This window comes from Xanthomonas sp. NCPPB 4467 (genome assembly GCF_041475665.2).
GTDB lineage: Bacteria > Pseudomonadota > Gammaproteobacteria > Xanthomonadales > Xanthomonadaceae > Xanthomonas > Xanthomonas dyei.
The window spans coordinates 741,669-760,732 of sequence record NZ_CM191260.1; the positions used below are offsets into that span (position 1 = coordinate 741,669).

Here is a 19,064-nt window from a genome sequence, read left to right on the forward strand (position 1 = left end):
GACCGACCGAGGACTGCTAATGCGTCGCTGCGGCAGGAGTTTCGTCTATCTCGGTGATGGTCACACCTCTTCGAGGCACCTGCGGATGTGCTTGGGTGGCGGCTGCGTCAATCGCCTGCGCAACGGTCTCGCCGACTATGTCTGCGTATCTTTCGAGATCCTCTGGGTCGAGGCCTTCCACATATTCGGCGGTGGCCTGAATCTGCTCCTGCATTTCCTCAAAAGAGGAAGGCATCCGTGTCGCAAGCTCGGTTCCGTCGGGGCCGGTGAATAGACGCATCAGGCTGCTTCCAGCCACGTTCATCGCCAACTCCGCGCCACGTGCGATCGGGCCCGGCATCGTCACCGCCATCAGCGACATGATGGCACCGGCATAGAACTGTGCGTTGGGCGAGGACTCGATCAGGCTCTTGTCAGTGAGCGTCTTGGACAATTTCTCTGCGCCCAGTGCAAGAGCGATGACCATACTGCCGCCGCACATGGCCTTGAAGCGGTCCATCGCGTCCTGCCGGGTGGCCTGCTTGTTCAACGTCGATTGCGCCATCACCGCTGTCACGATGCATGTGTCGCTGAGCAGATTGATCGTGCCTAACCGATCCGGTTGGACCAGGTAGATGGTCGAGCCCGTCACCGCAGTGGCCAATATCGTCAATGCTACCTTGGAGGCGACATCTTGGTTGCGCATTTCGCGTGGCACACTCTGCTGGTGGCCATCGAGCTGCAGCACGCTGGCGAGCCGTTTGCTGCACGTGTCCAGCGTTTCTAGCAGATGCGTGCATTGTGCATTCACCGTTCTGGTGAGTTCCCGCCCTCCGTCCTGACCGACGAAGATGCAGCGCGCCTGCTGAAAGGAATCGCAGGAGGCGTCCAGTTGGCCCCGGATGTCCTCCAGCTGAGCGCGCAGCGCGTCATTGATGCTGGCAGGCGTCAGGCGAGCACGCAGTTGTTGCGCCTGGTTGTTCAGGCCCGCCGCCTCGGCTGCGGCCGCACCCAGGCGTGCCGTTTTGTCCAGCATCTTGTTGCCGAGTTTGTTAAGACTGCTCCACAGGAACGGTGTGAGCATTATCGCCGTGAAGCTCACCGAAAGGCCTGCGGCGTAGCCTATGTTTTGGCTGACCGCTTCTGCTTCCTTGCGCAACGTTGGATTGCCGAATTTCTTCGGAAGTTCGGTGGTGAGGAATAGCGTATTTATCAGTACATTGTAGAGATGCATTTCGTTCGCGTCGCGGCCTAGTTGACCGCCGGCGAACGGAAACGGCAGGCCGTCGGCGCTGGGACGCAACGCCGAGGCCGACATCGCCAGCACACCCTTGGTGGCAGTGGACATCGTGAAGGCGAAGGTTTTTGCTTGTTTGCCCATTAGGGGGCTAGGGACCACGATCGGCCAAAAATTGATCAGGTTGGCGATCGATTTGAACACCCTCGAGGAGACCGGCATGGCGTGATCAAGCGGCTGCAATGCGTTCTGCACCGACTTGATATCGCTCAGCAACTGCTTGCGCTGATGTGGACTCAGCCCTTGTGCAGTGTTGATGAGTTCGCCGAGGTCCTGGATTTGCTGGCGACAGGACGACAAGGTATGCGGCGTCAGTTGTTCCGGATCCTCCCCTTTCAGAACTGCCAGAAATGCCGGATCGCCCGCATGCATCTGCAGCATCGTACGCAGGTCGGAGAGCGACCAGAGATTAGACGCGGCCCTAGATACCGCAGCAGAGGCGTGCCGAACGCCGCTTGCCAAAGCAGCGTTTGCGCGTCCGGCCAGTGTTGCAGCAGTGGATGTGCCGGAGGTGCGTTCCGGTGAATGCGGCTGCATTTCAGGGGCGTGCGATCCAGTCGGCGAAGAGCTGCGCATGGAGCTGGAGGTGGACGCGCTCGAACGGCTGCGCGGAGTGAGCGCCGACAAGTTGGGGTTCACCGGCGCCTGCACCGGCGATGCGGGGGAGGCACCGTCTGCGACGGGTGTGGAGTCCGTATGGAGGTCTTGCGATGGAGCGAGAGAAAAGGGTCCTGCAACTGGCGGCTTCTTGATCTCCATGGTGGTTTCCTTGATGGGGAAATGGTCAGCTCGCCATCTATGGCGCGCATGAATCATCCGAAAAAAGAATGCCGGCCTGTGCAGCGCGATGCGAAATGCTGCACTTAAGGAAGAACCGTTGGAACAAGGCCACGGCAACTTAGGATCGCGCGGCATGTTGCTACTAGGGAACCTCTGAACAACTCTTTCGCCAGCTTCCGATCAGTACCTGGGGCAGTCTCCGTCACTCGCAATCCATTGATTTCCAGCATGAGCGACCGCCGCGATCAGGCGAAATCCCGAGTTCGCTCGCAACGCCACGAGTTGTTCAGAGGTTCCCTAGCGCACGGTCGAGTGCGCTCGCGCCTTGTTAACTGCCGCGACGACGGCCCAAGTCGCCAAAATGACGATGCGCATCACATTATTTTGGCTGGTCTTGACACCGATGTCATCGCAGCTCTAGCGTCGCTGGGCAGGCGTTTGCGCCGCGTGGTCGGGGGGCCATCGGACAAGGGGCGGCGGTGCATGCATCGCTGGCAGACGTCGTTGCAGCGCACTGCCACGCCGGCCGCGTCCGGCTTCTCCCGGGGATCTTATGAACTGCCGCAGTCACCGTCTTGCCTTGTCGATTTCCGTGTCCCTTGCACTGACGGCCGCCGCTGCGCCGCCGCTCATGGCCCAGCAAACCGAGCCGGACACACCGCGCGCCACGTCCACCCTGGATGCGGTCAGCGTCACCGGCTCGCGCATCAAGCGCGCGCAGGTCGAAGGCGCGCAGCCGGTGGTCACCATCTCCGCGCAGCAGATCCAGCAGGAAGGCTTCGCCACCGTCTACGACGTGCTCAACAGCATGAATCAGCAGGGCTCGGTAGAAGCCGATACGCAATGGGGCTCGCACACGCCCAACGCCTCTCCGATCAATCTGCGCGACCTGGGGCCGGGGCGCACCCTGCTGCTGGTCAACGGCCACCGCGTCGCCGATTACCCGCTGCCTTACGGCGGCGAAAGCAACTTTTCCAACTACAGCAATATCCCGTCCGCGGCGGTGGAGCGCATCGAGATCCTCACCGGCGGCGCCTCGGCGATCTATGGCTCGGATGCGGTGGCCGGCGTGGTCAACGTGATCCTCAAGCGCGACTACCAGGGCGACCAGGTGCGCCTGCGTGGCGGCACCGCCACCGAAGGCGGGCGCGACAGTTTCGATGTGTCGTGGGCGGGCGGGCGCACCGGCGAAAACTGGAGCGTGACCTACGCCCTGCAGGCCACGCGGCGCGACCCCTTGAGCGGCCGCGATCGCCCCGAAATGGACGACTCGGACGACATGTCCTATTCCAACTGGACCGGCCAGAACCGCCTGTACGGCTTCAATCCATTCACTGGCCTGAGCCTGGTCGATGCCAACACCAACCAGCGTCTCGCCCCGCCTGCGGGCACCTGCGCGCGCTTCGGCGGCGAGTTCGTCGATGCGCAGCGGCTGAGCTACGACCAGAACAGCGGCGCGCTCACCAATGCCGGCAACTATTGCGGCGTGGCGCGCGATTACGGCGACTGGGGCCTGGTCACCGGCAGCGAAGATTATTCGGCGTATCTCTACGGCACCTGGAAGTTCGGCGAGGCCACCGAGGCCTGGGCCACGCTGTCGGCCAACCGCAGCATCGGGCGCTGGACCTACGACCCGCCCTACGCGTATCTGGGCCCATTCCAGGACGCGGCCACCGGGCGCTCGTTGAACCTGATCCGTCAGCTCACCCGGCGCGAAGCCGGCGGCTGGGACCGGCTGGCCAACTACAACAAGGAACAGTCGTGGGATCTCAGCGCCGGCCTGCGCGGGGTCTGGGCCGACCGCTTCGATTGGGAGTTGAGCGTGGGCCGCTCGCGCTACACCGTGGACGAATACATCCGCACCGTGGATACCGCGCGTGCCACCGAGTACTTTCTGGGCAGCCCCACCGGCACCGCGGCCGATGGCTCGCCCATCTATGCAATCAACGAAGCGCGCCTGTACGCACCGCTGTCGTCGGACCAGTACGACGACCTGGTCGCCAAATCGCACAACGCTGCGTATTCCTGGGTGAATCAGGCCAGTTTCAGCCTCAGCGGCGATCTGGTGCAGGGCTGGGCCGGGCCGATCCGCTTCGCCACCGTGGCCGAAGTGGCCAAGCAGGGCTATCAACTGTCGCCGGACCCGTGCGCCAACGCGTGCTACCCGGTGGATGTGGTCGATAGCGGCGGCGGCGAACGCGTGCGCAGCTCGGCCGGCCTGGAATTCCAGATCCCGTTGCTGTCCACGTTGAGCGCGAATGTGGCCGGTCGCTACGACCGCTATGGCAGTTACCGGTCGTCGGCCGCCATCGCCACCGATGTCGGCACGCAAAGCGATACCACCTGGAGTGCGGGGCTGGAATGGCGCCCGGTCGAGAGCCTGTTGTTGCGTAGCACGCTGGCCACCAGCTTCCGCGCGCCGGACATGCACTACGTGCTGGGCGAACCCAGCTCCACCAACCAGACCGTGATCGATCAATACCGCTGCATTTCCTCTGGCGCCTACCTCACCGGCGGCTGCAACGACGAAAACAACGATATCTACTACACCGTGGATGTGAATCGGCGCGGCACCCCGGATCTACGCTCGGAAACCGGCCGCTCGTTCACCGGTGGCGTGGTGTGGGACATCGCGCAAGGGGTGTCGCTGAGCGTGGATTACTACCGCATCCAGCTGGAGGAAATGATCAAGGATCTGGACCGCGACGAGATCCTGTCGGCCGAAGCCGGCTGCCGCACCGGCACCACCGTCAGCGGCGGCGCCTGGAACAATCCCGGCGGTGCGGGCTATTGCGACACCATCACCTCGCGGGTGGTGCGCAATGCCGACGGCACCATCGCCAGCATCGAGCGCGGCCCGATCAACCTGGCGCAGATGGAAACCTCCGGCATCGATGCATCGCTGAAATATCGCCTTGCCACCGCGGGCTGGGGCAACTTCCAGCTGTCGCTGGATTACAACACCCTGATCGCCTATCGCGAACAGATCTACCGCACCGACAGCGACGAAAACCGCCGCGACGAACGGGTGCGCAGCCGGGTGCGCGGCAGCGTGCATTGGGACAACGGCGGCGCCTGGGACTGGACGGTGTACTTCCGCCGGCTCGGCTCGATGCGTGCGGTCAACTGGGGCACCTGCGCGCGCTTCGACGATGGCTACCAACCCAGTGCATCGGACCAATGCCTGGTCACCGACACCGCCAACGTGCATCTGGGCGAGAGCAGCAAGCGTTACTTCGGCCGCGTGGGCCCGGCGATCTACTGGAACCTCAGTACCGGCTACAAGATCACCGACCACGCCAAGGTCAATTTCTACGTCAACAACGTGTTCAACGAAGTGGGCTACGAAAACAAGGAGCGCTTCTACGGCTACGGGTTCTACAACACCACCTTGTTCAACCCGATCGGCCGCGAAGTGGCAGCGGAGTATGTGTTTACGTTTTGAGTGAAGGCGGCCGCATCGCACGCCACGGCACAGCGCCGTGGCGTGCGATGCATCGTCGAGGCAAGCCGTACTCGATCCCGGCTTGCCAGCGCGCGCGTGGCGATGCCACGCATCGGTTCGCCCAGCTTGTCGTGCGATGTGGCGGCTGGCGCGGCACATGCGGCTTGCAGGCACCCTGCATGGGCACCGCTGCAACGTTCCGTTGCCGATGAAACTGTGGCAACGCGCAAATACGCGTGGTATCAATGCATCCAATGAACGCACCCCGCAGCCAGTTTTATTTTTGGTACTACGGTTTTCCGATGCCGCTGGCGGAGGAAGGAGTGCGTTCACCCTGAAGGAAACTTCAGCAGCATTCCCGAAAAGCCGCCAGCGCACACTGGCGGCTTTTTTGTTGCCGCCTCGCCTGGCTCCCCGATGCAACCGCCGACCCGAGACACTGTTATGCCGCCCGTAACCGATGACCTGCGTATCCGCAAGATCGAAGCCCTCGCACCGCCTTCGCAGCTGCTGTCGCTGCTGCCCTGCGATGAGCGCGCCTCCGAAACCGTCACCAACTCGCGCGCCGCGCTGCACGAGATCCTGCATGGGCGCGACGACCGCCTGGCGGTGGTGATCGGGCCCTGCTCGATCCACGACCCGGTCGCGGCGATGGAGTACGCGCACCGGCTGCGCCCACTGCGCGAGCAGTTCGGCGATGCGCTGGAGGTCGTGATGCGGGTGTACTTCGAAAAGCCGCGCACCACCATCGGCTGGAAGGGCCTGATCAACGATCCGGACCTGGATGGCAGCTTCCAGATCAACAAGGGGTTGCGCGTGGCGCGCGGCCTGCTGCGCGACATCAACAACCTTGGATTGCCGGCCGGTGTGGAGTTTCTCGACATCATTTCGCCGCAATACATCGCCGACCTGGTGGCCTGGGGCGCAATCGGCGCACGCACCACCGAAAGCCAGGTGCATCGCGAAATGGCCTCTGGCCTGTCGTGCCCGGTGGGGTTCAAGAACGGCACCGGTGGCGACGTCAAGATTGCGGTGGACGCGGTGGGCGCGGCCTCGCATCCGCATCATTTCCTGGCCGTGACCAAGGACGGCCAGACCGCGGTGGCAGCCACGGCGGGCAATCCGGATTGCCATGTGATCCTGCGCGGCGGCAAGGTGCCCAACTTCGATGCGGCCAGTGTCGAATCGGCCAGCCAGTTGCTCAACACCTCCGGTCTGCCGGCACGGCTGATGATCGACGCCAGCCACGCCAACAGCGGCAAGAATCCCGACAACCAGCCCAAGGTGATCGACGATATCGCGCGGCAGCTGGAAGGCGGCGAGACGCGCATCGTCGGCGTGATGGTCGAGAGCCATCTGGTCGGCGGCCGCCAGGAACTCGTCGCAGGTTGCGAGCTGACCTACGGCCAGAGCATCACCGACGGCTGCCTGGACTGGGACACGTCGGTGCAGGTACTGGATCGCCTGGCCACTGCAGTGCGCGCCCGGCGCGCGCGGCGGATTGCCGAGGCTGCGTAAGCGTGCGGCATCGCGTTCGTTGACTGATTTTGAGCTTGCGGATTGGTCGGTTTGCGGATGCGGCATCAGGTGTCGCCCTGACCCGCATCCGGCGCGATGCGCCACCTTCTCCCGATGGGAGAAGGCCGAGAGCGTCGTTTCTTCGGACAGGATGAAAGCAGCGCGCATCGACATGATGAAAGCGTCTTTCGTCCGAGAAAACCAAAGCCGCCGTGCTGGCGGGAGAGGTTTGGGGCGATGGTGCGACGGAAAAACCCATCCATCGCCTGAAGCACCACACGGGCGGCCAAAGAAAACCGCCGGACCGGCGCAGGGAGCCGGTCCGGCGGATTGAACAACACCACCCACTGGTGACCCGTCGCTGCGGTGGCTAGGGGGGGAGAGACGTTCTGCACCGCCAGCGAGCGGGTAGAGACGTTATCGCCCGTGCGCTTGGCCTGCGCATGTCGCTGCGTGGCGCAGGCAGACATGAAGTTTCGAAAGAGTTAAGCAGTACCGCGGCGGTGCTTCACTTGCGTACATCGCTGCACGCATGACCACGCAACCCAATAACCTGTGCATGCACGCAACGTCAGCCCAGCATGTCGCCAGGGTCGAGCCAGCGCTGGCGCCGCGCCAATGACTCAGTCAGCGTCTGCGGAGTGTGCGTGCCATCGCTGTCGTGATTGGCGCGTGCCACCTGGTGTTCCAGTGCATTGCGATAGCGCGGGGACACGCAATGGTCGAGCGACTGGCACACGTGCTGATTGGGTGTGAGCACACGCAGATTGGCCACTGCTTGCCCTGCAGGTTCGCCGCTTTGATGCGCTGCGCCAGCGCCATCGGAGCCGCCTTGGGATAGCCGGAGCCGATGAAGCCGCTCGTCGCCACGGTCTGGTCCGGTTGGGTCGGCGCGGCTGCCGCTCGGCAGACACCCTTCGGTCGCGCAGCAGCGCGTACATGACGCGTTGCTCGGATATGGCGGGCACCGCGGCAACGGGGCAGCGCCATTATGGCCGCAGCCGGCATCTGGCTGCGTGCGACCTTGGTGCAATGGTCACTGGCGTCTGCTGCCAGTGAGGGCGCCATCTGCAATCGCTGCGCCCGGCGTCAGCCGAACGCGGCCGCACCGCGTCGACGCCTGGATGCGTGTCGCGCATGCAGAGGCGACAGCGCGCATTCCAGCATCCACCTTACAGCGCCTCCACCGTGTCGTGCGCGCTCAGCATTCACGCCTCGCCGTCGGCGCACCCGCGATAGTGGTGGCCGACCCGTCCTTGCCTGCGCCCATGCCCTCTCTTCGCGAACGCTTTCAGCGCTGGCCCCGGCCGTGGCGGCTCGCAGTGCTTGTGCTGTTGGCGCTGTACGCGCTGTATCTGTTGGCCGGCAATGTGTTTCTCAACACGCCGTTGTTCGATGCCACGACCAACCGGCAGCCGCACAAGTTCACCATGCAGACCGGCCCGGCACTGACGCTGTTCCCGGGCGAGGTGATGGCCTGGAATGTGCGCATGCGCGGGCAGGCCAACCGCACCGTGTATGTCTTCCATGCCGATCGTGCGCATGCACGCATCGCGCTGCTGCCGCTGTTCCGGCGTGAGGTCCGTCTGCCGTGGCTGCATGCCACCGGCCTGAGCGCGGAAGTGGAAACCTCCGACACGCCGATCCCGCCACCGCCGCGCGGCGACCAGGGCTGGACGCTGCGCTTCGATGCGATCAGCAGCAAGAGCATCCGCAGCGCGCGGCTCGGCAAATTGCTGATCGCCGGCAACGGCCACGGCACGGTCGGCTTTCTGAAACAGCTCAAGGGCGGGCCATCGGAGCTGTTTCCGTCCGAGGCCGGCTTTACCGATGCGGTGGTCAGCTTCGATGGCGTGCAGGTGTTCAATGGCGCGCAATTGGATGCGCAGTTTCAGTTTCCGCTTCACTACCGCGATGAAGCGCCTGGTCTGCGCAAGCTCGGCATCACCCATGCGCGCCTGCAGTTGAAGGCCAGTACGGTGGCGTTGAAGATCGATACCGGTGCCCCGCACGTGGACATCCGCAGCGGGCCATCGGCCGCGCGCGTGGAGGCTGACATCACGCTGGACCGCGGCGCGCTGCAGCCGGGCAGCCACGCGGTGTGGCGGCTGCCATTGATGGCCGGTGTCGGGGCCACCGACCGCGGCATGCTGGCGCTACAGCTGGACGTAGCGCAGGACATCCGCGTGCAGGCGCGGTTGCCGCGCGATGCAGACACCGGCAGCGAAGTGCATGCCGATCTGCGCATTGCCGGACGTAGCATTCCCTTCCAGGAGCCTGCGCAGATCCTGCCGCGGTTGTCGGGCCAGGTGCAGGGGCGCTGGGAGTTCGAATCCTTGAACTGGATCGCCGAGCTATTTGTGCGCAAGCCGTGGTTTGAGCTGCAAGGCGGTGGCCTGGTGGAAGCCGATCTACGCCTGGCGCAAGGCCGGCTGACCAGCGGCAGCAGCCTGGAGATTCCACGTGTGGAGGCAGTGGCGCAAGTGTTCGACACGCGACTTAGCGGGATTGCCAGGGCGCGCGGCCGTATCGACGATGCCGCCACCGCGCAGGCGCATCTGGACGTGAGCATTCCCACGTTCCGCGCCGCGCCGCGCGATGCGCCCAAGCAGATCCTGCTGGATGGCCGCGACCTGCAGCTGGCCATGCATGGCGATGCGGAACTGGCGCGCCTGCGCGATACGCTCAAGGCGCAGCTGCGTTTCAGCGATGCGCAGGTGCCCGACCTGACCGTCTACAACCGCTATCTGTCCGGTAAGGCCGTGCGTCTGCTCGGCGGCAGCGGCAGCCTGACCGGCGATGTCGCGCTTAACGCAGCCGGCGATGTCGGCAGCGGGCATGCGCATCTGCGCGGGCAGGGCGCGCATCTGGCGCTGGCCGGCGTGCAAATGCGCGGCGATGCCGAACTGCAGGCGCAGCTGCAACGCGCCGACTTCAAGAACAAGTTCTTCGACCTCAGCGGGACACGCGTGCGTCTGCGCAACATGCGCGTGGGCGATGACACTGGCGATACCAATTGGTGGGGCGAGCTACAGGTCGGGGCGGGCACCATCCAGGCCAGTGCGCCGTTCCAGCTGGACGCCGACGCGGCGCTGCGCATGCGCGATGCCGCGCCGCTGTTGTCGGTGTTCGCGCAGCGAGCCGACTATCCGCGCTGGGTGGTGGGCTTGCTGGATTCGGGCGAGCTCGATGCCACCGGCCGCGTGCGTTGGCGCAAACAGCAACTGACGGTCGACGACCTGCAGGCGGAAAACGCGCGGCTTTCGTTGCGCGCGCGCCTGGCGCTGGACGACGACACGCGGCGCGGCAATCTGTATCTGCGTTGGGGCGTGCTCGGCGCCGGCATCGAACTCGATGGCAAGCAGCGTCAATGGCATCTGGCCGGCGCGCGCGAGTGGTACGACAAACAGCCGGGCTTGCTGCCGCCGGTGTCCAAGCATAAGTAGCCGGTATCCAAGCAGAAGTCAGTGCTTGATGGTTCGTGATGGCGTGGCGTAGTGATGCGTTAGGCATGCATCGGTGCAATGCCGTCTCGGCGCGCGTTGCAGGCAGCGCGGCGGATGCATCAAACGGCTAAAAACGGCTAACACAACGACTGCCAAGCCGTCAGACGAGCGCGGCCAGTGCTCGGATTCGGCACGGCCCACTCGTTCACTGCATGTGCTGTGTGCCGTCCATATCCACCTGACGACTGCCTGCTAGGTGCCGGCAACGTGTTGCATCACCCGGTCGCCTGATGGAGCATTGCGCCGAGCGTTCGATGCGAAGCATCCACACCAAACGCCATGCCGCGCGGCAATCATCGCCTTCGCCTTCGCCTTCGCTATGCGCATGCGCAGCAATGTCGCCCGATACGCACCGCACTCACGGCCGGCTTGGCACACTGCGCGGCGCCGCCTGCGCGGTCTTGTAAGGAGCCTGCCGTCATGACGATGCCCGTTCGCGCCCGCTGGCGCGCAGTGCCTCGCGCGCTGCGTTGGCCGTTATCGGCAGTGATCGCGCTGTATGCCAGCTACCTGCTGCTGGGCAACCTGCTGCTCAACACGCCGCTCGGGCCGGCAGCGCTCAATCGCAAGCCGGACACCTTCGCCATGCAGTGGGGCCCTGGGCTGACCTGGTGGCCGGGACGGATGATGTTGTGGGATGTCGATCTGCACGGCAGCTCAGTACGCAACCGCTGGAGCGTCAGCGCGCAGCGCATGAGCGGACAGATCCGGATATTGCCCTTGCTGCATCGGCAACTGCTGGTGCCGGAACTGCATGTGCAGGGTGTGCGTGCCGGCCTGCAGTCGGTACCGTCCGTAGCGGATGCCGTGGGCGCAGCTCCCGTTGCCAACGCGGTGGGTGCGCCCACAGCAACCACGACGATGGACGCAACATCGAATGCATCCACGACCGCTGCACCCGAGCAAGCCGCAGCGAATGCAACGCGCGCGACAGCAGCGCCTTCGACAGCAACAACAGCGACAGCCGCAGCACGTGCGAAGCCGACACCACCAGCAACATCTCCATCAGATCGGGCACACAATCCGCCAGCCGCTAATGTCCCCGCAAACCCCAAGCCAGCCACACCCGCCTGGACACTGCAGTTCGACCGCATCGATGCCGCGCAGGTCCACGCGCTGTCGCTGCATCAATTGCGGATCGAAGGCGACGGCCAGCTGCAGCTCGGTCTGTTCAAGCAGTTGCGTGGTGGGCCGATGGAATTGTTTCCATCGCGTGCCGTGTTCGACAACGTACGTGTGCACTGGGGCAAGAGTGAGGCGCTGCGCAACGGGCAGCTGCGCATGGAAGCGAGTATTGCGCGGCATGCGCCCGACCAGGCGCGCGGGCTTGCCTTGCTGCAGCTGACCGATGCGCTGGTGGCCGTGCACGGCGACACTGCGGCGCTGGATGTCACCCGCACCGCGCAGGGCCGCCACACAGTGGTCACCCGGCCGGGCAAAGGGCGTGCGGATGGCGAGTTGCGCTGGACGCGCGGTGCGTTGCAACCGGGCAGTCAGCTGCATTGGCGTGCGCCGCTGCACGACAGCACGCGCACGCCTGCCGCGTTGTTGGGCGAGCTGGCAGCGCAATTGCAGGTGGACGACAACATGCGCCTGACCGTGAGCATGCCCGAGCCTGCCGATGCGGGGCTGACGCTGGATGCCGACCTGCGCGTGCAGGGCCGGCAGTTGCCGCTGCACTCTCTGCGCGACCTGCTGCCGCGCACCTCCGGGCATGCACGGCTGCATTGGCAGCTGGCTTCGCTCAGCTGGATTCCCGCACTGTTTCCGGATGTGGACTGGCTCACCCTGGAAGGCGATGGCCTCGTCGATGCGGACCTGCGCATTGCGCGTGGCCAGCTCGGTGCGGGCAGCCGGCTGCAGGTGCCGCATGTGCGCGCGCACGTCGGCGTGATGGGGCACGCCATCGATGGCCAGGCCAGCGCCGATCTGCGCGTGGATGCCGATGCCAACGGCCAGCTGTTGCCCGCGCTCGCACTGCAGATGCAGCAGTTTTCGATCGCGCACAGCGACGCACTCGCGCGTCCGTTCGTGCAAGGCCGCGATCTGCGTCTGGAGCTGCAGACGCGCGCCGACGCACGCAACCTGACCAGCTTGCGCGATGCCACGCGTGCGCATCTGACCTTTGCCAATGCGCGTGTGCCGGATCTGCGTGCGTATAACCGCTATCTGCCGCAACAGCAGCTGCGCTTCGATGGCGGCAACGGTGTGCTCAGCGGCGATCTGCAGATCGAGCCCGGCGGGCGTATCGGCAAGGGCGGCTTGCGTGTCGGCGCACGCGCGGCGCGCCTGCAGTTTGCCGGGCTCGCCTTGCGTGGCGACGTGGATGCCGATCTGCGCCTGCAGCGTGGCGATTTGCGTGCAGAAAATTTTCGCCTCGATGCAAGCACGGTGCAGCTGCGCAATGTCGGGTTCACCGGTCCGGACGGACAGCGCCGCGATGGCTGGTGGGCGCGTATCGTGCTGGACGACACGCGCATGCAATGGCGGCAGCCGATCGGTGTGGATGGACGCGTGCGCATCCAGATGCGCGACCTGGCGTTCTTGATGGCGCTGTACGCGCGCGACCGTTCCATCCCCGGCTGGATGCTGCGCCTGGTGGATGCAGGGCAGGCGCAGGTGACCGGTCGTGTGCATTGGCAAGGCGATACCGTCATCGTCGATCGACTGCAGGCGCGCAACGATCGTTTCCAGGTCGATGCGCGCTTGCGTCTGCAAGGCAGCCAGCGCAGCGGCAGCCTGCTCGCGCGCTGGGGTGTCGTGAGTGCGGCCGTCGGCCTGCGCAACGACACCCCCGAGTGGCACCTGCGCCGTGCGCCGGAGTGGTATCAGGCGCAGCCGGATCTCATCCGGTGACGCCCGGCCCGCCTGCGCTATGTGAAGAAAACTGGGTCAGTTCTGTACCGTCTGGTGTTGTTTTGCAGTGCAGCGTGCAAGTCGGATTCGGGGCGCGCACTATGATCCTGCATCCCGACGTGGGGGAGGGAGCAAAGCCCGCTGGCAGTTCGCTGCAAGCGGGCTTTTTTATTGCCTGACGTTTGGCCAGTCAAGCGTGTTCAGCACCGTAAGGCCCTGAATTTACGCCAATTCCAGCATCCACAGCGCGCTGCCGCCGGTGATGAACAGCCGCTTCTGCTCCTGGTCGAAGCTGCAATTGGATGCGGTGTGCGGGGTCGGGACCAGCCCCAACAGGTGCCCCTCCGGATCGAAGATGCACACGCCGGCGCCGGAACTGCTCCACACCCAGCCCTGCCGGTCAACGCAAAAGCCGTCGGCCAGGCCTTGGGGCACCACTGCAAAGCGGCGTGGATCGTGCAGTGCACCATCGCGCCAGTCCAGTGCGGTGATCTCCGGCTCGCACGGGCCGGTTTCCGGGGTTTGCGACACGTACAGCACGCGCTCCTCGGGCGAAAACGCCAGTCCATTGGGGTGATCCAGCCTGGCCATGCACTGCAACGCGCCACCGTCGGGCGGTAGCCGGTAGACGCCGTGATAGTCCAGTTCCTGCGGGCCGGGGCAGCCCTGGCTGGGCTTGAGCAGGCCGAACGGTGGGTCGGTGAACCAGATCGCGCCGTCGCCGGCCACGATCAGATCGTTGGGCGAATTCAGCCGCTTGCCGGCGAAACGCCCGACCAGCAGATGCGCACGTCCAGCTGCATCGCTGCGGGTGATCGCGCGGCGGCCATGCTCGCAATGCACCAGCCGTTGTTGCGCATCCACCGCATTGCCGTTGGTGAAGGCGGTGGCGTCCAGCAATACGTCCACCGCGCCGTCCTCGCGCCACCCGAGCACGCGGCGGCCCACCACGTCGCTCCACACCAGCGTGCGCCGGGCCTCCCACCACACCGGGCCTTCGCTCCAGGTCGCCTGGTGGTACAGCGTGTGCAGGCGCGCGTTGCCCAGCCGTGCGGCCAGTGCGGGGTGCTGCGTGCTTGGCGGTGCGCACTCGGTTGGCGGTGGCGCCCCGGCCGGACGCACGCGGCAATGGCTGTCCATCAACGCGGCGCCTGGTGACCGAACGGATGCGCCACCGCCGCGCCGGGCGATTGCGCAAACTGCACCAGCATCTGAAAGCACGGCGCATCGCCGAGCTGGCCGGAACGGTGACCACGCGCATCGGTGGTGCCCTGGTCCTGGCCGAAATGGATATCGCCAGGGCCCATTTCCACCCGCGTGCCGTCGCCGGTTTCGATGAACCAGCGGCCGCGCAGCGGAATCACCCACTGCGGATGCGGGCTCTCGTGCCAATCGCCGACCCAGCCCACCGGCAACACCGCAAACTGGATGCCGAGCACCTCACCCGGGAACGGCCGCAGCCACTGCGGCGCGGCCCCACCGCCCACGCTCTTGCTGCCGAAACCCGGCAATTGCGAAAGGTTGAGCCGGCTGGCGCCATCCGGCCCGGTCCACAGATGCAAGAACGGCAGGCTGGGCGGTGAGGTCAGATCGGTGCCGTCGTTGTCCAGCGGAATCCGGGACGGCAGCAGCGCGTCGGGCAACAGCGTGGCGGACATGGCGGAGCCTCGTGCAAAAACCGCAGTGCAGCACGGCCGTCGTCAGGGCTCCGTCAGCAGAATGTTCACTGCTTGGAAATCGCGCGACTGCTTTACCCGCGACTGCTCCAATCGCTGAGCCGAGTGCGATATCTGTCTGTCTACCCGCGTTGTATGGAGTGAGCGTTCGTTGACGCGCTGCAGCCTGCAGCCCTCGCGCTGACCGTGTTGACGCTTGGTCTGGTGCTTGCCCGAGCGTGTCGAGTTCATCGCTGACATCGGTGTGCTGCGCTTCAAGGTCGAATCGACGCTGCGCCTGCGATGCGGCCTGTATGTTTCGGTGCCCAGGCACGGCGTAGCCCCGGTCGCGGGCTTGATCGACAGCGCAGTGTGCCGCCATCTCGCTGCGCTTGGCCTGCATCGCGCATCGTGCAGGCGAGAGCGACAGCTGCATGCGGTTGCCGGGCAAGGGAGCGCGCGCCTACATGCCACTGTCGTGGCGGGATGCCAGAATCGGCGCATGTCGCTGCCCATCTCCTCCGCTTCTCCTGCGCTCACCGCTCTGATCGAGCGGGCCGTGGCGCGTGTCCGCCAGGCCGTCCCAGCCGAGCAACCCTGGCCCGGCGGCGATCTTGTGCCAACGCTTGAACGGGTTGCGCTTGCCAGCGACTTCGCGCTGGAAACCCTGGCCCGCCAGCCGGCACTGCTGCTGCACCTGGCCCAGGCCGACCCACCACCGCTGCCGGTGCCAACGCTGGACCCGGCACAGCCGCAGGCCTGGGCGGCGCAGTTACGGCGCTACCGCGCCGCTGAATCCACCCGCCTGGTGTGGCGCGACGTGCTGGGCCTGGACAGCGTGGACGCCACCCTTGCCGGTGCGACCCGGTTGGCAGAAGCCTGCCTGCACTGCGCGCTGCAGGCGCTGGAGCAGCAGTTCGACAGCCGCCATGGGCAGGTGATGGCCGAAGACGGCAGCGTGCAGCGGCTGGTGGTGTTCGGGCTGGGCAAACTCGGCGGCGGCGAGCTGAATTTTTCTTCGGATGTGGATCTGGTCTACGCCTACCCGCAGGGCGGGCAGTCCACCGGCGCGCGCCCGTTGGCGGCCGAGGAATACTTCGCGCGATTGGGCCAGCAACTGGCCAAGTTGCTCGACGAAACCACCGCCGATGGGTTCAGTCACCGCGTGGACCTGCGCCTGCGCCCGTTCGGCACCGCCGGCCGCGTGGCGTTGTCGTTCACCGGCATGGATCAGTATTTCCAGCGCGAAGGCCGCGATTGGGAGCGCTATGCCTGGCTGAAGGCGCGTGCAGTGGCCGGCGACATCGCTGCCGGCGAGGCCTGGCTGGAAACGCTGCGGCCGTTCGTCTACCGGCGCTATCTGGATTTCACTGCACTGGACGGCCTGCGCGACATGAAGGCCGCCATCACTGCCGAAGTGGCGCGGCACGACCGGCTGGACGACATCAAGCGCGGGCCCGGCGGCATTCGCGAGATCGAATTTCTCGCGCAATCGCTGCAGCTGATCCGCGCCGGACGCGAGCCCGCGCTGCGCGAGCGGCGGCTGTTGCCTGCGTTGCAGGCGCTGGTTGCCGCAGGCCAGATCGAAGCGGACAACGGTGCCGCATTGACCGAGGCGTATCGCTTTTTGCGCCGTCTGGAAAACCGCCTGCAGATGTTGCGCGACGCGCAGACCCATGCGTTGCCGCAGTCGCCGCTGGACCGCGAGCGGATTGCGTTGGGCCTGGGCTACGCGGGCTGGACTGCGCTGCTGGACGCGCTGGCCCCGCATCGCAGTCGGGTGGCGGCGGAGTTTGCCGAGTTGCTGGCGCCGCGCGTGCGCGCCACCGCGCCGGATGCGCTGGCCGATTACTGGCGCGCATTGCCCGAGGGCGATGCAGCGCCGTTGCTGGGCATCGGCTTGCACGATCCCGCCAACGCGCATCAGGTATTGAGCGATTTTGCGCAGTCGTCCGGCGTGCACGCACTGTCCGATACCGCGCGGGTGCGGCTCGATCGGGTCATGCCGGCGCTGCTGCACGCGGCCACGCGCGCCAGCCAGCCCGATGCGGCGGTGCGGCGCATGCTGGGCCTGTTGCAGGCCACCTTGCGCCGCACCAGCTATCTGGCGTTGCTGGACGAGCAACCCAGCGCGCTCGCACGCCTGGTCGATGTGCTCTCGCGCAGCGCGTTGCTGGCCGAACGCCTGGCCGCGTATCCGCTGCTGTTGGACGAGTTGCTCGACACCCGCATCAGCGGGCCCTTGCCGGATCGCGCGGCCCTGCATGCGGCATGTGCCGACACGCTGCAGATCGACGATACCGAAGCGGCCTTGCGCGAACTCAACGAGCGCCGATTGGCGCTGAGTTTTCGCATCGCGCTGGCCACGCTCGATGGCCGCCAACTCGCGGTGGACAGCACCCGGCAACTGGCCTGGCTTGCCGAGGCGGTGGTGCAGACCGTATTGCAGCTGGCGCGGGTCGAACTGGTCGCCGCGCACGGGCAGGTACCCGGCGGCAGCTTTGCCATCATCGGCTACGGCAGCCTGGGTGGGCTGGAACTGGGCTTCGGCTCGGATCTGGACCTGGTGTTTCTCTACGATCATCCGCGTGCGGTGGAAAGCTCCGACGGCAAGCGGCCGCTGGAAGCCGGGCGCTGGTTCGCACGGTTTGCGCAGAAGGTGATGGCATTGCTGTCTGCCGAAACCGGCGCCGGCCGGCTCTACGACATCGACGTGCGGCTGCGTCCGGACGGCGGCAAGGGTGCGCTGGTGTCGTCGCTGGCCAGCTACCGCGAGTACCAGCGCGAACGCGCCTGGACCTGGGAGCATCAGGCGCTGGTGCGCGCACGCGCGGTCGCAGGCGATCCCGCGCTGTGCGAGGCGTTTGCACAGGTACGCCGCGAGACGCTGGCGCGCGTGCGCGACACTGCGCTGCTGCACGAAGACGTGCGCAAGATGCGCGCACGCATGCGCGCCGAACTCGATCGCAGCGATGCCGGCCGGCTGGATCTCAAGCAGGGCGCCGGCGGTCTGGTCGATCTGGAATTCCTGCTGCAGGCCGGTGTGCTGGGCCAGGCGGCGCAGCATCCGCCGTTGCTGCAGGTCTGCGACACGCCCGCACTGATCGATGCACTGGTGCAGGCGCAGTGGTTGCCCGGCACTGCCGCGCAGGCGCTGCACGATGCACATGCCACGCTGGTGGATGCCGGGCTGGCCTGCACGCTGGACCGGCGCCCGCGCCTGATCACGCCAACTGCCGCCATCCAGCAGGCCACCGGCAGCATCTTTGCGATTGCGCAGGCGCAAGGCCTGGCGTTCCCGCGCGGCAGGGACGCACCGCGTGGGTGAGGAGGCATTACGCGGTGATGTGCAGGTGATTCACAGCGCCGCCTGCGTGCTGCCGCTGGCACAGGACGCCAGGCGCAGGAGTGGCTCAGCAGGAGATCGAGGCCCGCGTCGGCGAACGGGGCCGGCAAGGTCTGCAGCAACGGCAGCACGCCATGCGCAGCGGAGTTGATGCCTGTTGTGGTCGCCCGCCTCAGTGCGGCGGCGGTGCCGCAGCCGCGGGGGCCGCACGTGCGATGGTGGCGGTGAAGCTGGCCGAGCGTGTCAGCGCCTGTGGGTTGGACACGATCCGCCCCAGTCGCACCAGATCGCGCGATGGCGTGTAGCCGCGGTAGAACACCGCCAGGTTGCCCCAGGGCACGTAATACATCAGGTCGCCCACCTGCGCCGGGCCGGCAGGGCCGACTGCGCTCAGGTCGAGCTTGGTCGGCAGGTAGCTGATCTTTTCGCTCGCATGGAAGTCTTCGAACGACACAGTCATCGGCAGCCGCGCGAACAGGTCGCGCGTGGCCGAGTGATCGACCAGCTCCGCTTCGACGACGTCATCGCCGATGGTCAGGGTGATGCGCATTGTGCGCTCCGGTGTATGTGGGGTGGTCACCGCCGGTGGCGTTGCAGCCGAGCAGGCGGTGACCAGGAAGGCGCACCCCAGTAATAGGGTGTGTAGGCAGGCGCTGGGGCGAAGGATCGGCATCGGCGCTGT

The 19,064-nt window shown here is 66.0% G+C and carries 10 protein-coding genes and 2 pseudogenes; 6 read left to right on the forward strand and 6 right to left on the reverse strand.

What is annotated here, in order from left to right:
* Positions 1–16 precede the first annotated feature (16 nt).
* Complete coding sequence (gene xopX, locus ACCQ06_RS03215; RefSeq protein WP_316690146.1) at positions 17–2,035, reverse strand: XopX family type III secretion system effector; 2,019 nt, start codon at positions 2,033–2,035, stop codon at positions 17–19.
* A 652-nt stretch (positions 2,036–2,687) separates the two neighbouring features.
* Here xopX and ACCQ06_RS03220 point away from each other — a divergent pair.
* Together ACCQ06_RS03220 and ACCQ06_RS03225 are read left to right on the forward strand one after the other, a co-directional pair.
* On the forward strand, positions 2,688–5,501 hold the full coding sequence (locus ACCQ06_RS03220; RefSeq protein WP_228323008.1) for a TonB-dependent receptor plug domain-containing protein: 2,814 nt from the start codon (positions 2,688–2,690) through the stop codon (positions 5,499–5,501).
* A gap of 444 nt (positions 5,502–5,945) precedes the next feature.
* Positions 5,946–7,019 (forward strand): 3-deoxy-7-phosphoheptulonate synthase, encoded by a 1,074-nt coding sequence (locus ACCQ06_RS03225; RefSeq protein ID WP_316690151.1) that lies wholly within the window; start codon positions 5,946–5,948, stop codon positions 7,017–7,019.
* Positions 7,020–7,084: 65 nt separating this feature from the next.
* Here ACCQ06_RS03225 and ACCQ06_RS03230 read toward each other — a convergent pair whose 3' ends face one another.
* Positions 7,085–7,489 carry a hypothetical protein gene (locus ACCQ06_RS03230; protein WP_316690153.1) on the reverse strand — a complete coding sequence of 135 codons (405 nt, stop codon included), beginning with the start codon at positions 7,487–7,489 and terminating at the stop codon, positions 7,085–7,087.
* Positions 7,490–7,590: 101 nt separating this feature from the next.
* Positions 7,591–7,794: a hypothetical protein gene (locus tag ACCQ06_RS03235; protein ID WP_316690155.1), complete on the reverse strand. Its 204-nt coding sequence runs from the start codon at positions 7,792–7,794 to the stop codon at positions 7,591–7,593.
* A gap of 493 nt (positions 7,795–8,287) precedes the next feature.
* Here ACCQ06_RS03235 and ACCQ06_RS03240 point away from each other — a divergent pair, with 493 nt between their 5' ends.
* The 3 genes and pseudogenes from ACCQ06_RS03240 to ACCQ06_RS03250 all read left to right on the forward strand — a co-directional run.
* Positions 8,288–10,465, forward strand: a complete 2,178-nt coding sequence (locus tag ACCQ06_RS03240) for a translocation/assembly module TamB domain-containing protein (RefSeq protein ID WP_316690157.1) — start codon at positions 8,288–8,290, stop codon at positions 10,463–10,465.
* Between the two features lie 480 nt (positions 10,466–10,945).
* Positions 10,946–11,467 (forward strand): annotated as a pseudogene (locus tag ACCQ06_RS03245) (hypothetical protein); the annotation flags it as partial.
* A gap of 123 nt (positions 11,468–11,590) precedes the next feature.
* Positions 11,591–13,381, forward strand: a pseudogene (locus ACCQ06_RS03250) (hypothetical protein); the annotation flags it as partial.
* A gap of 222 nt (positions 13,382–13,603) precedes the next feature.
* Here ACCQ06_RS03250 and ACCQ06_RS03255 read toward each other — a convergent pair.
* Both ACCQ06_RS03255 and ACCQ06_RS03260 read right to left on the reverse strand, forming a co-directional pair.
* Complete coding sequence (locus ACCQ06_RS03255) at positions 13,604–14,521, reverse strand: SMP-30/gluconolactonase/LRE family protein (RefSeq protein ID WP_316690160.1); 918 nt, start codon at positions 14,519–14,521, stop codon at positions 13,604–13,606.
* Complete coding sequence (locus ACCQ06_RS03260; RefSeq protein WP_316690162.1) at positions 14,521–15,039, reverse strand: cupin domain-containing protein; 519 nt, start codon at positions 15,037–15,039, stop codon at positions 14,521–14,523. Before ACCQ06_RS03260 ends, ACCQ06_RS03255 begins: the two co-directional genes overlap by 1 nt.
* A 499-nt stretch (positions 15,040–15,538) precedes the next feature.
* On the opposite strand from ACCQ06_RS03260, the gene glnE reads away from it, so the two are divergent.
* Positions 15,539–18,364 carry a bifunctional [glutamate--ammonia ligase]-adenylyl-L-tyrosine phosphorylase/[glutamate--ammonia-ligase] adenylyltransferase gene (gene glnE / locus ACCQ06_RS03265; RefSeq protein ID WP_316690163.1) on the forward strand — a complete coding sequence of 942 codons (2,826 nt, stop codon included), beginning with the start codon at positions 15,539–15,541 and terminating at the stop codon, positions 18,362–18,364.
* Between the two features lie 190 nt (positions 18,365–18,554).
* Here glnE and ACCQ06_RS03270 read toward each other — a convergent pair whose 3' ends face one another.
* Positions 18,555–19,055 carry a cyclophilin-like fold protein gene (locus ACCQ06_RS03270; RefSeq protein ID WP_316690165.1) on the reverse strand — a complete coding sequence of 167 codons (501 nt, stop codon included), beginning with the start codon at positions 19,053–19,055 and terminating at the stop codon, positions 18,555–18,557.
* Between the last annotated feature and the right edge of the window lie 9 nt (positions 19,056–19,064).

Coding starts and splice junctions, on each gene's coding strand:
- ACCQ06_RS03255 (WP_316690160.1), bottom strand. CDS start 14,521: ATGGACAGCCATTGCCGCGTGCGTCCGGCCGGGGCGCCACCGCCAACC.
- ACCQ06_RS03230 (WP_316690153.1), bottom strand. CDS start 7,489: ATGTCTGCCTGCGCCACGCAGCGACATGCGCAGGCCAAGCGCACGGGC.
- glnE (WP_316690163.1), top strand. CDS start 15,539: ATGTCGCTGCCCATCTCCTCCGCTTCTCCTGCGCTCACCGCTCTGATC.
- ACCQ06_RS03260 (WP_316690162.1), bottom strand. CDS start 15,039: ATGTCCGCCACGCTGTTGCCCGACGCGCTGCTGCCGTCCCGGATTCCG.
- xopX (WP_316690146.1), bottom strand. CDS start 2,035: ATGGAGATCAAGAAGCCGCCAGTTGCAGGACCCTTTTCTCTCGCTCCA.
- ACCQ06_RS03225 (WP_316690151.1), top strand. CDS start 5,946: ATGCCGCCCGTAACCGATGACCTGCGTATCCGCAAGATCGAAGCCCTC.
- ACCQ06_RS03270 (WP_316690165.1), bottom strand. CDS start 19,055: ATGCCGATCCTTCGCCCCAGCGCCTGCCTACACACCCTATTACTGGGG.
- ACCQ06_RS03220 (WP_228323008.1), top strand. CDS start 2,688: ATGGCCCAGCAAACCGAGCCGGACACACCGCGCGCCACGTCCACCCTG.
- ACCQ06_RS03240 (WP_316690157.1), top strand. CDS start 8,288: ATGCCCTCTCTTCGCGAACGCTTTCAGCGCTGGCCCCGGCCGTGGCGG.